Below are 15,890 nucleotides of genomic sequence, written 5' to 3'. Positions count from 1 at the left end.
TCATTTGCGAAAGGTTATCTGTCTGACCCTTCCGGGGTAGCGGAATGAGCGCGCGCCTGCGAGATGAATTTATGGGCGCAACGTCGCTCTCGTCAGTCATGGCCTTCGGGTGTCTCGTCTTGAGGTGACGGTGTCTGTGTCTGGCGCAACAACCTCTGATAGAGCGCACCGATACCGATAAGGACGACGCCGAGCCCGATGAAGGAAAGCGCGCGCCAGATGCCGGTGAGGCTCGACATGTCGATGAGAAAGGCCTTGCCGACGGTCAGTGCCACGACCGCGCCGGACGCTGCCCGCAAGGCCCGCGAATGGGTGTAGACGCCGGCCACGAGAAGCACGATGCCGAGCGCCAGCCAGACCAGCGAATAGGTGTAAAGCTCGCTGTCGCCGATCGCGCCGAGATCGAGCCGCGGGCGATGGAAGACCGCGCGCACCTCTAGCGTGGCCCACGCAAAGACGAGGATGCCCGCGAGGATACCGGCTGCCAGAATGTAGAACGGATGTCTCTCCACGCGTAAGGACTGGCGATAAAGATAGCCCAACAGCAGCGCGGGCAGGAGATAGCCGGGCAACAGCACGTTGAAGAACAGACCTGTGCCGATGTCCTCGCCCGTCAGCCAGGGGTTCAGGGTGAAGAGGCTGACCTGCGCGATCATCGCAAAGCCGATGACGCCGACAAGCTGCGATCCGAATTCGAAAACCTTGCTTTCGCTTCTTTCGTTCAGCATCTGGAGGGCGATGGCGCCGGTGAGCGCCAGAAGTGTCAGGAGACTTCCTTCCGCCAGCGTGTCCACGCTCGCCTGCATGTCGCCGCCGTTCATGGCGTGATGGATGAGCATGGCGGGCGTTGCCAGCGCAAAACCGGTCGCCAATGCCTCAAAGAATGTCTGCGGCCAGTCCTTGCCGCGCCGGCCGAGCAGCCAGGCCGTTGCCGCGAAGGCGAGGGTCGGCACACCGTAGCCATAGAGCAGCCAGTTGAAGACCGGCGTCGTTCCCAGCGCCTCGCCCGCGATGGACGGCTCGCGCAGGACCACGTAACCGCAAAGCGCAGCGACGGCGACGGCCAGCCAACGCAGGACGGGAAGTTCCTTTCGGGTTTCCACCCAGGCAATGCCGGTGGTGATTAACGCCAGGGCAATGACCAGCCAGCCTTCCTCGAAAAGAATGGCCATGCCGGAGACAAGCGCCGCGATCGTTGCAATGGCATAGGCTGCCACGGCAAGCTCTCGGGTTGCGGCGCGGCGCGGCAGCCATGTCTCGAACCGGGCGGTTGCCGCCGCAAAGCCTGCGCCCATGGCAAGGGCGGTGATGCCGAACATGACCTCCAGGCCCGCCGTATCCGTGCGCAGATAGGCGACGCCGAAAACCGCAAGCGGCCCGGCAGTGCCTGCCGCGGCCAACGCCCAGCGCGCGGCGGAACGCCAACTCCCGACAAGTCCTGCAATGGCGAGCAGGCCTGCAATGGCGAGGCCGAAATGCAGGTAGCTTTGTGTTTCCGGGTTCAGGAGGGCGGAGGCGATGACCGGGTCTGCAGCCATGTCCGGCGCAAAGGAGTCTGGTCCCAGGGGCACCTTGAAAGTGAGGTGGGCAAGGCCACCCAGCGCTGCGGCAGCGATGGCCACCGCGCCCACAGCGGGCCATTCGCAGGCCAGCACCAGCAGCGCCGCAAGCGTGATGAAAAGTGTCGCCACCGAGACGGTGGAGAAAAGATCGATCTGCAGCAGGTAGAGGACTGGCAGGGCGTGGGCTGCGAGAATGGCGCTGACGACCCAGTCCGGCTTCTGGTCGTCGCGGTCCGAACCGCGCGGATAGAGCGTCAGCACGAGGAACCATGCCGCAAGGCCCAGTGCGCCGAGATTGTAAAGCGCCAGCAGCAGCACATCGGCAGGCAGAGCCATCGCGCTCAGGATATGGGCCCACAGCACAGTGGCGGCCGCCGCCGCAATCGCCAGCCAACGCCAGAGCCGCATGTTGGAAACCGCGTAGGCTGCGAGTGTCACGAAGAGAACGTATGGCACCAGCGGCGCCATTGCGGGCGTCTCGGAGGAAACCAGAAACGGCATGCCGTAGGAGGCGACAAGCCCGACGCTGGCGATGATCGGCCCGTGCAGCAACGAAGCGGCGAGCGTCAAAAGCGCCACCGCCCCCATCAGCACGAAGGCGGCTGCCGGGCCGATGAGCCCGTACAGCGCGTGCGCGGCAAAGGCGCTGGCGAAGGCGGAGGTTACACCGGCAAGCGTTAGGATACCGGGAATGTAGGCGCGGGTCTTGCTGGAAGGCTCCTCCGGCATGCGCCGTCGCGTGATCTCGCCAAGCCCGATGAGAAGGAGTGCGAAGGCTCCGCCCATGAGAACCCGGACGATCGGTGGCAACAGGCCGGCCTCGATGGAATAGCGCACGAGAAAGACGCCGCCCAGCACCAGGGCCAGACCGCCGATCCACACTGTCCAGTTTCCACCGAGACTGTCCTCAAGGGAGCCGCGGTTTGAAGCCACGGAGGTCTTGGGTTCGCGCGGCGCGTCGGTCTCGCCGAAGATCCTGTCGACGGGCGCAGCGGTTGCCGCGACATTGGGGATGCGGGACTTTTCCATAAACGGCTTTGCCGCCGCCCCCTGGCTTTGCCCGGCAGGGGGGGAGGTGTCCGGCTTGTCCGCGCTCGTGGGCTCAGTGGGCTCAGTGGGCTCGGCGGGTTCAGTGGGCTCGGCGGGCTCTGCGGGTTCGGCGGGCTTGGTCGGGGCCGTGGCGGCGGGCTGAGTCATCCGCCCATCGCCCTGTTTGCCTTCGAGCATGGCAAGGCGTTCGCGGACGTGCTTCAGCTCCCGTTCAAGAAGTCCGGATCTTTCGCGCAGGGCTCTCGTTCTCAACCAGCCGACAAAGCCGAAGACGGAAAAGACGGCGACGGTGAGGGGGATCAGGATGAGCAAGGCGAAGGCCGTATCGTCAAACATGAGGCGTCCCGCCAAACCCTTTACGTTGAAAGCTCAGCACAAAAGCAGAGCTTGCGAACTTTCGCAAGGACAGGAAGTGCGGGGGTCTGCCGGGCAAGCGCCTGACCCGGCAGACATCGGGGTCAGGGCGCAAAGACCATGCAGGTCTCGCTGCCATGGGCGTAGAGCTTGCCGTCGGCATCTTTCAACGTGGCTTCCGCCGTCGCCGTGCGCCGTCCTCGGTGAACGATGCGCCCTCGCAAATCATCTCACCGGAGTTTTCCAGGATGGGTCGGGTGCAATTCACCTTGAATTCCAGCGTCGTGTAGCCTTCGCCCGCCGCGAGTGTCGTCTGGACCGCACAGCCAAGTGCGGAATCGAGCAAGGTGGCTGCCCAGCCGCCATGAACCGTGCCGAGGGGGTTGTAGAAGGCAATGGACGGTCTTCCCGTGAAGATGGCGGTTCCCTCGCCGACCTCCCGCAACCAGAAATCCAGTGTCTTCGCCATGGGCGGGGCGGGCAACTTGCGGGCAATCAGCGCCTGCATGACCTCAAGCCCGCTCATATGTGCGATCTCCTCCCGCGTGGCGAGCCCGTAGCGAACGCTGTTGTCGCTTGTCAGCTGATCTTCGTTCACGCACCTTCTCCCATATACGTGCTGTTACACTTAATCCCATCCATTCTTGCCCCAAGAGCGGCATGTGTCTAGTGTTGCAGCGGCTGAATTCTTCCGTGCAAAGGCACGCAAATCACTGCGGGGGGGGCATGAGCGACGATCTCAACTGCACCTGCTATCGGCTGCGCAAGGCCGATCGGCTGCTGTCGCGCATCTATGATTCAGCCCTTGCAGGAACCGGCGTCTCCATCGTGCAATTCGCCGTTCTGGCCGAGCTTGAGCGCGCAGGCGCACGCGGCATCACGGCGCTTGCCGAAACGCTCGGCACCGACCGCACCACCATGACCCGTACGCTCGACCGGATGGCGGGGCTCGGCTGGGTGACGGTGGAGGAGACCGAAGATGCCCGCCTGCACCGCCATCAGGTGACGGACGCCGGACATGCGGTCTTTGTGGAGGCCTGGCGCGGATGGCGGCGCGCGGAAACCGCGATTGCCAAATCCATGGGCGGCGAGCGCCTCGCCCTGCTCTGGGAGCTTCTGGGGGAGGCGGAACAGGCGGCGCGTAACGCGAGCATCCAGCCCGCAAGTTCCGCGACTGGACCCGCGACTTGAGCGTGGGCTGATCGGCCGGTCTAGTAGCCGGCTGTGCGATCCACCACATTGATCAGCCCTTCACCCGCCTCATAGGCGCGGATGCGTTCCGCCACATAGACGGAAAGCGCCTGCGGATCGGAATCAGCTGCAATATGCGGGGTGAGGCTCACTCTGGGATGATCCCAGAACGGCGACGTGGCGGTGAGCGGTTCGTTCTCGAACACATCAAGCGAACAGGCGGCGAGTGTACCGTCATCGAGCGCGCGAAGGATATCGTCCTCCACCTGAGAACCGCCGCGTCCTGCATTGATCAGGATCGGCGCATCGCAATCGGGGTGACGCTGGCCGTCGCTGGAGAGCTTTGAGAGAAGATCATAGTCGATGAGACCGGTTGTGGCAGGGGTGAGGGGCAGCAGGTTCACCAGAATATCGGTGCGCCTGAGCATGGTGTTCAGCCCGTCCTCGCCGCTGAAGGACACCACGCCCTCAACGGATTTCGGGGTGCGGCTCCAGCCCGCAACCTGATAGCCCAGCAGCGCGAGCTTGCGTGCGGCATCCGCGCCCAGAACACCCTGTCCGAGAATGCCAACGCGCACGGCATTGGCCGAAGGCACATCCGCGCCCTTCCAGAGGTGGTCGGCCTGCTGTGCGCGATAGAGCCTGTCCTTTCTGTGGTGCAACAGCACCTGAAGGATGACCCATTCGCTCATGCGCATGGTCAGGTCCGGATCGACGATCCGCACCATCGGCACATCGGGAAGGTCGGGGTTCTTCAGAAGATGATCGACGCCCGCGCCGAGCGAGAAGATCACTTCCAGATTGGGCAGCGCGGCAACGAGCTCCGGGTCCGTCTTCCAGCCGAGAAGATAGCGGATGTCGGACAGCTCGCCCGTTGTCTCGGGATGGCGACGGATGTCGTGATCGGGCAGGAGGGCGGAGAAACGCGTGGCCCAGCTTTCACTGTCCCAGCCGTTCACGGCAATCAAGAGCGCCATTGGAAGGTCCGTCGTCTCTGGAGGAAAACGGCGCTCCGGACCGAGGTCGATCCGGAGCGCATGAGGGCCTTCACCTTAAAAGCGCGGCGGCACGCTGCCAACCGTTTGCCCGGCGAAAAGAAGGCCGTGTCCGAAGATCAGTCTTCAACTGCCACCGTCACCGGGATGTTTCCGCGGGTCGCGTTGGAATAGGGGCAAACCTCGTGTGCCTTGGCGACAAGGTCTTCCAGCGTGGCCTTTTCAACGCCCGGCGCGGAGGCCGAGAGCGCCACGTCCAGACCGAAGCCGCCATCGCTCAACGGGCCGATGCCGACGGTTGCGGTGATGGTGGTTTCCGGCGGCAACTTCACCTTGGCCTTGCCGGCCACGAGCTTCAGAGCACCGAGAAAGCAGGCCGCATAACCGGTTGCGAAAAGCTGCTCCGGGTTGGTGCCCTCGCCACCGGCCCCGCCCAGTTCCTTCGGGGTGACGAGCTTGACGTTCAGATTGCCGTCGAGGCTTTCGCCGGAGCCGTCGCGCCCGCCGGTTGCCTTTGAGGAGGTGCGATAGAGAACATTGAGGGACATGAGGTTTCCTTTCCTGTTGAAGGCCGGATCAAGGGCCGGGCCCATCGTCGGGCTGCGTTGTGAAACGCGCTCGGACCGATTGGGTTCGATGATCCAGAGAGCATCGTGCGAAAAAATATCGTGCACGATATAAAGGGTGCATGGAGCTGATTGTCAAGTCTTGCGATTAAATCGTGTGCTATATATTTACGTCGCAACAGTGAGAGAGCGCCATGACAGATCCTGAGAGAAGCCTCGCCAAGCCGAATGAGAAAGCACCGGACGCTTCTGGCTCTGCCTTGCCCGATGGCATGCTTCCCCACGAGATCATGCGGCTGGAAAACATGCTGTGTTTTGCGGTCTATGGCGCGGGCCACGGCTTCAACCGGGTCTACAAGCCTCTGCTCGACAAGCTCGGCCTCACCTATCCGCAGTTTCTGGTGATGGTCGCGCTCTGGGAGCGCGAAGGGCGCACGGTGGGCGATCTGGGTGGCGCGCTTGGTCTGGAATCCAGCACGCTCACGCCGTTGATCAAGCGTCTTGAGGCTGCCGGCCTTCTCACCCGTCGCCGCGACAGGGAGGACGAGCGGGTCGTCCGTGTCAGTCTCACGCAGGAGGGGCGGGCACTTCGGGACAAGGCGGATTTTGTCCCCGAATGTATCGTGGAAGCGACCGGAATGGGGCTCGACGAGTTGAAGGCGCTCAAGCAGGGGCTTGAACGTCTTCGCAGCGGCCTTGAAGCGTCAGCGCGCAAAGCCGGGCCCTAGACGATCAGTTCGAAAACAGCTCCGGCAATAATCGCACCGATGACGCCAAAGGCGATATAGGCGGCGAAGACGGCCTTGCGCACCAACGACCAGATTGCGGCCATGGCGGGAATGCAGCTCACAGCCCCCGCCACCATGAAGGCCAGCCCGGCACCGGATCCCATGCCCTGCTGCATCAGTCCTGCAACCATCGGCGGGGCGATATAGCTGTTCAGATAGGCGGGCATGCCGACGATGGCTGCCGTGGCAATCGATCCGATCCCGCTGCCGCCCACGAACCCCGCGATGGTTTGCGCGGGCACATAGGTCACCAACAGCCCTTCCAGCACATAGGCAAGTGCGAGCCATTTGAAGAGAAAGAGCACGTTGGAAGTCATCTCGGTGCGGAAGATCGTCCGGCGCGCGTCTTCGCGCCAGAACTGCCAGACCGGCTTTGCCCCGATCGTCGTGCGCGCCTTGCAGCAACAGCCGGAAGGGGCCGCCTCGGCACGCAGCGCATCCTTGAAGAAGCCCGCGCCTATCATGCCCTTGAGTGCAAAGCCGCCGAAAAGTCCGAGGCCTACGGCGGAAAGGGTCTTGGCAATCGCCATCGGCCAGCCGAGTGCTGCGGCGGTGATCAGGATGGAGCTGGGATCGATGAGCGGCGAGGAAAGCCAGAAGGCCATCACGGCGGGAAGCGGTGTGCCAAGCGCCAGAAGACCGGCAACAAACGGGATCACCTGACAGGAGCAGAAGGGCGCAAGCCCGCCGAAAAGCGCGGCCAGAACGATCATCCGCGTCTCGCGTCCCTTGAAGGCTTGCGAGATCATGGCCTCCGCGCCCGCTCCCTTCAAATAGGCCAGCAGCAGCACCGCAATGACGATGTAGGGCAGCGTACCGGCCAGCGCGCGCAGCGCGATTTCGCCGATCGGCAGGACCTGGCCCGGATCGAGCAGCGCGAGACCCGCCACCAGGTAGGTGATCAGCGCCCAGGGTGAGGTCAGCCAGGGCTTGGCTCGCTCAATCGGGGACAGGGCGCTTTGGGCGATATCGCTCATGTTGCGATCTCCCTGGAAATCTCCGGCACCATTGCCTCGTCCGCGCAGCACTGGGCCATGATGTATCCAGCCAGGGCTTCGAGCCTCTCAAAGGCCGCGCGGTTGATGACGCTGCGGCCCTCCTTTTCCTGCTCGATCAGGCCCGCGGAGGCGAGAAAGCGCAGGTGATGGGCAAGCGTCGAGGCCGCCATGCCGGTGCGCGCCTGGATATCGCCGACGCTCAGTCCGGAACGGCCCGCGCGCACGAGCGCCAGCACGACCGAAAGCCGGGCCTGCGATCCGATGGCCGCAAAACCTTGCGCGGCTTCTTCAATGGAAAGGGGGCTGCATGATATAACCATAAAACTAGTTATATAGAAATGAAGGGTCAGCGCAAGCGTCTGCGCGCTTGCCCCCCTATCGTGAGCCCGGTTCGCTGGGTTTCAAGGGGATTGGAAGCACATTGTCGTCGTCCAGCGTTTCGCGCGCGGCCTCGTCTGCACGCGTGCCGACCTCCGGCAATGCCGCATCCTCGCCCAGCTCCAGCGCCTCGATCCGCTCGCCGCGGCGCGTGATCTTGGAGGTGGAGGTGAGGATCTGCTCGATATCGCGCGCGGCCTGCCCGTGGTGTTGCTGCAGCTTGCTGACGCGATCGTCGAGCCGTGTCACGTCTTCCATCAGGTGACGGACTTCCGCTTGAATGAGATGGGCCTGCTCGCGCATGCGGGCATCGCGCAGGATCGACTGGATCACCTGGATCGAGAGCAGAAGCAGCGAAGGCGAGACGATCACCACCCGCGCCCGGTTCGCCTTCTGTACGATGTCGGAGAAATTCTCGTGAAGCTCCGCGAAGAGCGATTCCGACGGCACGAACATGAAGGCCGTGTCCTGCGTCTCACCGGGCAGGAGATAACGCTCGCGAATATCGATCACGTGTTTGGCCACATCGCGCCGCAACTGGGCGCTTGCCGCCTTGGTATCTTCCTCCTCGTCGCGGATGCGGTTGAAGGCTTCCAGCGGGAATTTCGCATCAATGACCAGCGGCAGCGCGCCGTTCGGCATGTGGATCAGGCAGTCCGGCCTGCTTCCCGATGAGAGCGTCGCCTGAAAGCTGTAGGCGGTCTCCGGAAGGGCGTCCTGAATGATCGCCTCCATCCGCCCCTGTCCGAAGGCCCCGCGCGCCTGCTTGTTGGACAGGATCTGCTGTAACTCCACCACCTGACCGGAAAGATCGGTGATGGTCTTCTGCGCCCGGTCGATGATGCCAAGGCGTTCATGCAGATGGGTGAGGCTTTCCTGCGTGCTTTTGGAACTTTGCGCCATGGACTGGCCGAGCCTGTGGCCGAACCCGTCGAGCCGCTCGTTGACCGAGCGCATGAGATCGGTTTGGCGCGAGCCCAGATGCTCGGCCATGGTCTTCATGCGGCCGGTCATTTCCGCCTGCGTATTGAGCAGCGTATCGATGCGCGCTTCCAGCTCGCGGGCATGGTGGATTGTGGCCCGCTCGGCCAGGCGACGAGCGCGCGCAAGGCGCAAGCTGACAATCAGCACGACCACCAGCAACACGAACGCGCCCGAACCGGCAAAGAGCATTGCCTCGCCAAGCGTCATCCAGTGTCCAGAAACCTGCAAAAACGGTGTCGAGAAATCCATGAAACAAACATAGAACGATTCGGGGCGGATGCAGAGAAGGGAAGGATTATCGGGCGGCGGGGCATCGGTCCCTTCGCCATGGATTGAGGCCGGTATGCGCGGCACATCATTCGCGGCAACCCATTCGGGTTTCCTCTGGATGACGTTGAAGGGGCGGCTTCCAGCTTGGTTGCGTCTTGCAGTGTCCCCCCGCGTCTGCGACGTAGCCCCCAAAGCGAGGTCCGGTCGCACGTTGCAGCAGGGGTAAACGGCGTGGAGTACATTTCAATTTTCTCGTTTGGCCAATGGGAGTTTCTGGCCAAGCTGGAACGGTTCACTTCTGCAACTTTCCTGGCAATGCCGGAGATCTGGGCGCTCATCAGCTTTTTGCCTTTCATGGTCACAGCCCGTCTTCTGACGTCGCGCGCCTTGCTGCTGACGACTTTGGCCCTTGGTTTTTCCATGATCGCGTTCGGCTACTTCACCGGCATGTACCAGAAGGCCATTTGGCTTCCGCTCTGGTTCAACCAGATGCGATCCTACGTTCTGTTCAGCATCGCCATGATGATGCTGGCTCTGATCGTGCGTAGTTTCCTGAAAAGCGATGGGCCTACTCGGGCCCGATCCTGGTTGGAACAAGGCCTATGGGGGCTTGTGGCATGGGGCGGCTTGTTCTTTTCTCCGCTCATCAATGTGACAAGCATGTCCATTGCGGGGACCGCGGCTGAGTATGCTGCTCTTTCCACGATGATCGTTTCCGCAGCCGCCGGAACGCTGACGGCGATGGCGCTCATACTGATATTGCCGACCTTGACCGGGTATCTGCTGAGCCGGTTTCCCTCTCTGTCTCTGAGGCGCGCGGTTCTTGTGGTTCTGGCCTTGCCGTGGTTCTGGCAGATCTTCACGATGTTGCGATATGCCGGACTTCTTTGATGGTCTTGGCCATGTGGCGAGGCACGAAGTGCCCCACGTGGCCATTGCGCCACGCAATAATCTTGCGTTGGCGGCGTACCGCATTTGCGACCTGTGACCTTTCTTTAGCCTTTGAAAGCTGCGAAAAGGGACGCCGGATAAAGCCAGCCGACCAACCAACAAGATTGCCAGGATGCCAGAAATGGCAAAATTGCCGGGACGGCCAGCTCAACAAGACTGATGAGGTTCGCTCATGCCCCCGTATCGTTCTCGTACATCCACGCATGGCCGCAACATGGCCGGTGCCCGCGGTCTGTGGCGCGCCACAGGCATGAAGGAAGGCGACTTCGGCAAGCCGATCATTGCTATCGCCAATTCCTTCACGCAGTTCGTGCCGGGGCACGTACACCTTCACAATCTCGGCCAGCTCGTGGCCCGCGAGGTTGAAAAAGCCGGCGGCGTCGCCAAGGAATTCAACACCATCGCGGTCGATGACGGCATCGCCATGGGCCATGACGGCATGCTCTATTCGCTGCCTTCGCGCGAGATCATCGCCGACAGCGTGGAGTATATGGTCAACGCCCATTGCGCCGACGCCATCGTGTGCATCTCCAATTGTGACAAGATCACCCCGGGCATGCTGATGGCCGCCATGCGGCTCAACATTCCGGTGATCTTCGTCTCCGGCGGCCCGATGGAAGCGGGCAAGGTGGTGCTGGAAGACGGCACGGCTAAGTCCGTCGATCTGATCGACGCAATGATCGTTGCTGCCGATGACCGCGTCTCCGACGCCGATGTGGCAACCTACGAGCAGAACGCCTGCCCGACCTGCGGCTCCTGCTCCGGCATGTTCACCGCAAATTCCATGAACTGTCTGACGGAAGCCTTAGGCCTCGCCCTGCCGGGCAATGGCACGGTGCTGGCAACCCATGCCGACCGTGAGCGTCTTTTCGTGGAGGCCGGTCACCTGATCGTCGATCTGGCGCGCCGCTATTACGAGCAGGACGATGAAAGTGTGCTGCCGCGCAACATCGCGACCGTTCCGGCCTTTGAAAACGCCATGTCGCTCGACATCGCGATGGGTGGTTCCACCAATACGGTCCTGCACCTTTTGGCGGCTGCCCAGGAAGGCGAGGTCGACTTCACCATGGCCGATATCGACCGCCTGTCGCGCCGCGTGCCCGTGCTGTGCAAGGTCGCGCCCTCGGTTGCCGACGTGCATGTGGAAGATGTTCACCGCGCAGGCGGCATCATGGGCATTCTGGGTGAGCTTGAGCGCGCGGGCCTGATCGACAAGTCGGTCGGGACGATCCACGCCGCTACCATGGGCGATGCGCTGGACCGCTGGGATGTGATGCGCACCAACAGCGATGCGGTGCACGAATTCTTCCGTTCCGCGCCCGGCGGTGTGCCGACCCAGACGGCCTTCAGCCAGAACCGCCGCTATGACGCGGTCGACACGGACCGCAAGGGCGGCATCATCCGCGCCTATGACGATGCCTTCTCCAAGGATGGCGGTCTGGCCGTGCTCTTCGGCAACCTCGCCGAGGATGGCTGCATCGTGAAAACCTCCGGCGTTGATGAGAGCATCCTGAAATTCACCGGCCCGGCCCGCATCTGCGAAAGCCAGGATCAGGCGGTGAGCGACATTCTCACCGGCAAGATCAACCCTGGCGACATCGTGCTTGTGCGCTATGAAGGTCCCAAGGGCGGCCCAGGCATGCAGGAAATGCTCTATCCGACGAGCTACCTGAAGTCGAAGGGGCTCGGCAAGGTCTGCGCGTTGATCACCGACGGTCGCTTCTCCGGCGGCTCCTCGGGGCTCTCCATCGGCCACGTTTCGCCGGAAGCCGCCGAAGGCGGTACGGTCGGCCTGGTGGAAGAGGGCGATCTGATCGAGATCGATATCCCGAACCGCAAGATCGAGCTGCAGGTTTCCGACGAGGTTCTGGCTTCCCGTCGCGCCGCGATGGAGGCCAAGGGCAAGGATGCCTGGAAGCCTGCCAAGCCGCGCAAGCGCAAGATCACGCAAGCGCTTCGTGCCTATGGCGCGCTCGCGACCTCTGCCGCCCGTGGTGCGGTGCGCGATGTCAGTCAGGTGGAGCGCCACTAGGCTGTCACGGGGCCGATTGCCGGCCTTCAGGAGTGCCGGCGTCTGAAATTTCTGGCGGCGCGAAACGGGAAAAGCCCCGTTTCGCGCCGTTTTTGTAGTTTGACGAGATTGACCGCAGGGCAATCACCGCCTATCTGATTGCTCATGGCCAAACGCGATATCATCATCCTGCCCGACGCCATGCTGCGTCAGGTCTCCACGCCCGTCGAGAAAGTCGACAGCGACATTCGTCAACTTGCCGACGACATGCTCGATACCATGTACGACGCCCCCGGCATCGGGCTGGCGGCGATTCAGATCGCCATTCCCAAGCGCATGCTTGTGCTGGACGTTGCCAAGGATGATCAGCCCAAGGACCCGCAGGTCTTCATCAATCCTGAAATCGTCTGGTCGTCAGAGGAACGGTCCGTCTATCAGGAAGGGTGCCTTTCCATTCCCGAGTATTACGAGGACGTGGAACGCCCGGAGAAGGTGCGCGTGACATTCCTCGACCGTGAGGGGCGGGAATGCGAGCTTGAGGCCGATGGTCTTCTGGCGACCTGTCTGCAGCACGAGATCGATCACCTGAACGGTGTGCTGTTTATCGATCATATCTCGCGGCTGAAACGCGAGCGAGTGATCAAGAAGTTCACCAAGCAGGCTCGGTACGAAAAGCAGCGCGCAAGCGCCTGATATTCACCGTTCGTCACGAGTGTACTTCATCGCCGCTGTGATGTTGGCGGTGCCCGTGCGCCTGTGTCTGTGTCGTTGTGTCCGAATTTGTGCGGCTGAACGCACGGGATGCCCGCATAGGGGCGCTGATATCTAGGTGTTATTATCTAATAATTGATTTAGTAGAATTTTACGCTGAGGCAATATTCTTCCATTCCGTAGATGGAGGGCGTCCGGGTGGGGCGTTTCGAACCGCGGAAATCCGGGAGAGAGCCGATGAGCAAGCCGTTGTCGCTGACGGGTGTCGAACGATTTTTCGACAAGGACGACGTGATTGTCAGCAAGACGGACACGAAGGGGCGCATCACCTACGCCAATCGCACGTTCCTTCAGGTCGCCGGTTTCCGGGAGGCCGACATCCTCGGCCTGCCGCATAGCATCATCCGCCATCCGCACATGCCACGGGCGGTGTTCAAATTGCTCTGGGACGCAATCGAGGCCGGTAGCGAGATTTTCGGCTACGTCATAAACCGGGCGAAGAATGGTGACCACTACTGGGTCTATGCCCATGTCACGCCCAGCTTCGACAACGCGGGCCATATCATCGGGTACCACTCCAACCGCCGCGTCCCCAACCGCGCCGTCATCGATGACGTGATCGTTCCCCTCTATGAGATCGTGCTGGCCGAAGAGGCGCGCCACAAGAACGGCAAGGAGCAGCTTGCCGCCGGCTACCAGGTCCTGATCGATCAGGTTTCAAGCCATGGCCTGCCCTATGACGAACTCATTGCAAAGCTGACGGCCCACACCCCGCTTAAGGCGGCGGCCGCATAGGTCGGTCGGCGGATACCCGGTTCTGGACAGGATTGAGACGAGAATGTTCTTTCGGTCGAAACGCGCAAAACTCAAACATGCCACCGAAGTCTGCAAGGCGGTTGCTGCCGGGGATTTCGAGGCGCGCATTCTCAATATCGACGATAGCAGCGACACGGCGGAGCTGATGCACGCCATCAACCTTCTGATCGATCGCACCGACGCCTATCTGCGCGAATCCAAGGCCTGTCTGGAATATGTGGGAAAGAACAAGCACTACCGGCTGATTTCCGAGCAGGGGATGCTCGGCGCCTTTGCCGACGCTGCGCGCAGCGTCAATGCGGTGACAGACAAGCTTCGAGAGCGGCACGAGAATTTCTGCAATCTCGCCAACCGGCTGGAAGAACGCTTGCACGAGACCGTTGACCGGATCGAGGGCGCGACGTCCGAATTGAAGACGGCTTCCAGCGAAATGGCGAATGCAGGTGAGGCGGCGAGCAAGCGCTCGCTCGATGTCTCTTCAGGTGCGGAGGAGGCGGCCGCCAACATGCGCAATGTCGCAAGCACCACCGAGGAACTCACCCAATCGATCGGCGAGATCAACCGTCAGGTAATGAGTGCGGCCGATATCGCGAGGGGGACCGTGGACAAGTCCCGCGCCATGAACCGGGAGATTGACGGTCTTTCGGAGAAATCGGAGCGGATTGGTGTCGTCATCCAGCTCATCACCGATATCGCAGCCCAGACCAACCTTCTCGCGCTCAACGCCACGATCGAGGCCGCGCGTGCCGGCGAGATGGGCAAGGGCTTTGCGATCGTCGCCCAGGAGGTCAAGGCGCTGTCGGGGCAAACGGCGAACGCAACAAAGGAAATCAACGACGAGATCCACGCGCTGCAGTCCGCAACCAGCACGGCTGTTGAGGCCAATTCGCAGATCAGCGAGGCCATTGAGAGGGTGAGCGAGATTTCAACCGCCATCGCCTCGGCGGTGGACGAGCAGGCAGCGGCCACCGGTGAGATCGCGCACAATGTGGAAGAAGCCGCACGTGGGGCGGGCGGGATCACGTCCGGCATCAGTGCGCTGCGCACGGCGAATGAAAGCACGGCGGAAATAGGCGGACAGTTGCTGGATGCCTCAGGTTCACTCTCGGATCAGGTCGAACACCTCCAGGAAGTGCGCGCCGATTTGCGCGAGTTCCTTGAAGGTGCAATGCGGACCGGCTGAACGACGAGGGAACGTAGCCTGCATCGAAAGGGCGAGGCTGCTCAGCCTGCCAGAAGCAGGACGACCGATCCGACGATCAGCACACAGCCCAGGACTTCCTTGCGGTTGATTGCTTCTCGGAAGACGAAGGCCGACATCGCGAAGGTAAAAACCAGTTCGATCTGCGCCAGTGTGCGCACATAGGCGACCTTCTGCAGCGTGCTGGCGGTGAACCATCCTGCGGATCCCACCACGCCCACAATTCCCACCCAAACGGCGATCCGCCAATGCCTGAAGGCTGCGGCAAGCTGCTCAGGTTCGTATTTCTTCATCCACAGACCCATGATCATGGTCTGGAAAACGGTCACGAAGCCCAACGTGAAGGCCGCCTGCATCAGGAAGTCATTTCCGCCGAGCGACAGGGAGGCCGTGCGATAGCAGGCCGCCGAGGCGCCGAACAGGGCTGCGGAGGCAAGGCCGATCAGCGCCGGGCGTCCGACAAGCGAGCCGGAAACCGCGCGCCAGGAAAGCGGCTGGCGGGCAACGGAAATGATGATCACCCCGATAACGCCCACCGCAATCGCGATCACTGCGGAAAAGGTGACGGTCTCTCCGAGGAGCACCAGGCCAAAGATCGCGGCCTGAACGGGTTCGGTCTTGGAATAGGCCGTGCCGACCGCGAAATTGCGATAGGAGAAGAGGTGCACGAGCAGGAAAGTCGCGAAGATCTGGGCAAGCCCCCCAGCGACAGAGGCGAGGGCGAAAACGACATTGGCCGTGGGCAGGGCATGGCCGAAACCCAGATGCAGAACCGCCACATAGGCTGACGCGAAAGGGAACCCGTAACCGAAGCGCACGAAGGTCGCGCCGGCCGTGCCGAGATGTCCCTTCAGATGCTTCTGAAGCGCCGAACGCAGGTTCTGCAGAAACGCAGCCGCGATCGTGATGGGTATCCACAATTCCATGGATTGAAAAACCTGCGAGGTTTGGCCGGGAAGGCTACTTACCCGTGGGAAGCCGTCTTGTCCACTTGGCCCGGTACGCCGAACCGTCATGGCGCGAGGAAGCGAGGAAACTGGGCTCACGTATGATCCATCGGCGCT

General features: G+C 62.1%; 15 protein-coding genes. 7 read left to right on the top strand and 8 right to left on the bottom strand.

Features of this window, described 5'->3' with window-relative positions; translation table 11 throughout:
* Window positions 1–92: 92 nt before the first annotated feature.
* Together ABGM93_RS12355 and ABGM93_RS12350 are read right to left on the bottom strand one after the other, a co-directional pair.
* On the bottom strand, window positions 93–2,948 hold the full coding sequence (locus ABGM93_RS12355; protein ID WP_321499856.1) for a DUF2339 domain-containing protein: 2,856 nt from the start codon (window positions 2,946–2,948) through the stop codon (window positions 93–95).
* Window positions 2,949–3,132: 184 nt separating this feature from the next.
* Window positions 3,133–3,564 carry a PaaI family thioesterase gene (locus ABGM93_RS12350; protein ID WP_321499854.1) on the bottom strand — a complete coding sequence of 144 codons (432 nt, stop codon included), beginning with the start codon at window positions 3,562–3,564 and terminating at the stop codon, window positions 3,133–3,135.
* 128 nt (window positions 3,565–3,692) lie between these two features.
* On the opposite strand from ABGM93_RS12350, the gene ABGM93_RS12345 reads away from it, so the two are divergent.
* Window positions 3,693–4,157 carry a MarR family winged helix-turn-helix transcriptional regulator gene (locus ABGM93_RS12345; RefSeq protein WP_321499852.1) on the top strand — a complete coding sequence of 155 codons (465 nt, stop codon included), beginning with the start codon at window positions 3,693–3,695 and terminating at the stop codon, window positions 4,155–4,157.
* Between the two features lie 20 nt (window positions 4,158–4,177).
* Here the strand turns inward: ABGM93_RS12345 and ABGM93_RS12340 are convergent, their stop codons facing one another.
* Window positions 4,178–5,134: a glyoxylate/hydroxypyruvate reductase A gene (locus tag ABGM93_RS12340; protein ID WP_321499849.1), complete on the bottom strand. Its 957-nt coding sequence runs from the start codon at window positions 5,132–5,134 to the stop codon at window positions 4,178–4,180.
* 137 nt (window positions 5,135–5,271) lie between these two features.
* Window positions 5,272–5,700: an organic hydroperoxide resistance protein gene (locus tag ABGM93_RS12335; RefSeq protein ID WP_321499847.1), complete on the bottom strand. Its 429-nt coding sequence runs from the start codon at window positions 5,698–5,700 to the stop codon at window positions 5,272–5,274.
* Between the two features lie 308 nt (window positions 5,701–6,008).
* Between ABGM93_RS12335 and ABGM93_RS12330 the strand changes: the two genes are divergently transcribed.
* On the top strand, window positions 6,009–6,446 hold the full coding sequence (locus tag ABGM93_RS12330; protein ID WP_321505866.1) for a MarR family transcriptional regulator: 438 nt from the start codon (window positions 6,009–6,011) through the stop codon (window positions 6,444–6,446).
* Here ABGM93_RS12330 and ABGM93_RS12325 read toward each other — a convergent pair.
* The 3 genes from ABGM93_RS12325 to rmuC are packed head-to-tail and all read right to left on the bottom strand — an operon-like array spanning window position 6,443 to window position 9,073.
* Window positions 6,443–7,483: a permease gene (locus tag ABGM93_RS12325; RefSeq protein ID WP_321499845.1), complete on the bottom strand. Its 1,041-nt coding sequence runs from the start codon at window positions 7,481–7,483 to the stop codon at window positions 6,443–6,445. The two genes, ABGM93_RS12330 and ABGM93_RS12325, sit on opposite strands and share 4 nt — an antisense overlap.
* Window positions 7,480–7,824 (bottom strand): metalloregulator ArsR/SmtB family transcription factor, encoded by a 345-nt coding sequence (locus ABGM93_RS12320; protein WP_321499843.1) that lies wholly within the window; start codon window positions 7,822–7,824, stop codon window positions 7,480–7,482. The genes ABGM93_RS12325 and ABGM93_RS12320 overlap by 4 nt, the downstream gene beginning before the upstream one ends.
* Before the next feature lie 55 nt (window positions 7,825–7,879).
* A complete protein-coding gene (gene rmuC / locus ABGM93_RS12315) occupies window positions 7,880–9,073 on the bottom strand; it encodes a DNA recombination protein RmuC (protein ID WP_321499841.1) in 1,194 nt (397 codons plus the stop codon).
* A 294-nt stretch (window positions 9,074–9,367) separates the two neighbouring features.
* Between rmuC and ABGM93_RS12310 the strand changes: the two genes are divergently transcribed.
* The 5 genes from ABGM93_RS12310 (at window position 9,368) to ABGM93_RS12290 (ending at window position 14,808) form a co-directional block, all read left to right on the top strand.
* Window positions 9,368–10,027, top strand: a complete 660-nt coding sequence (locus ABGM93_RS12310; protein WP_321499839.1) for a hypothetical protein — start codon at window positions 9,368–9,370, stop codon at window positions 10,025–10,027.
* Window positions 10,028–10,259: 232 nt separating this feature from the next.
* Window positions 10,260–12,119 (top strand): dihydroxy-acid dehydratase, encoded by a 1,860-nt coding sequence (ilvD, locus tag ABGM93_RS12305; RefSeq protein WP_319772517.1) that lies wholly within the window; start codon window positions 10,260–10,262, stop codon window positions 12,117–12,119.
* A gap of 144 nt (window positions 12,120–12,263) precedes the next feature.
* Window positions 12,264–12,791 (top strand): peptide deformylase, encoded by a 528-nt coding sequence (gene def, locus ABGM93_RS12300; protein ID WP_321499836.1) that lies wholly within the window; start codon window positions 12,264–12,266, stop codon window positions 12,789–12,791.
* Between the two features lie 255 nt (window positions 12,792–13,046).
* The gene (locus ABGM93_RS12295) at window positions 13,047–13,604 is read left to right on the top strand and encodes a PAS domain-containing protein (RefSeq protein WP_321499834.1); all 558 of its coding nucleotides are present in this window, start codon (window positions 13,047–13,049) and stop codon (window positions 13,602–13,604) included.
* A gap of 43 nt (window positions 13,605–13,647) precedes the next feature.
* Window positions 13,648–14,808, top strand: coding sequence for a methyl-accepting chemotaxis protein (locus tag ABGM93_RS12290; RefSeq protein ID WP_321499832.1), 1,161 nt, complete (start codon window positions 13,648–13,650; stop codon window positions 14,806–14,808).
* Window positions 14,809–14,849: 41 nt separating this feature from the next.
* Here ABGM93_RS12290 and ABGM93_RS12285 read toward each other — a convergent pair whose 3' ends face one another.
* Complete coding sequence (locus ABGM93_RS12285) at window positions 14,850–15,752, bottom strand: DMT family transporter (RefSeq protein WP_321499830.1); 903 nt, start codon at window positions 15,750–15,752, stop codon at window positions 14,850–14,852.
* Window positions 15,753–15,890 lie beyond the last annotated feature (138 nt).

The sequence above is a fragment of the Breoghania sp. genome (assembly GCF_963674635.1).
Lineage (GTDB): Bacteria > Pseudomonadota > Alphaproteobacteria > Rhizobiales > Stappiaceae > Breoghania.
This window is presented reverse-complemented; position numbering and strand designations above follow the sequence as displayed.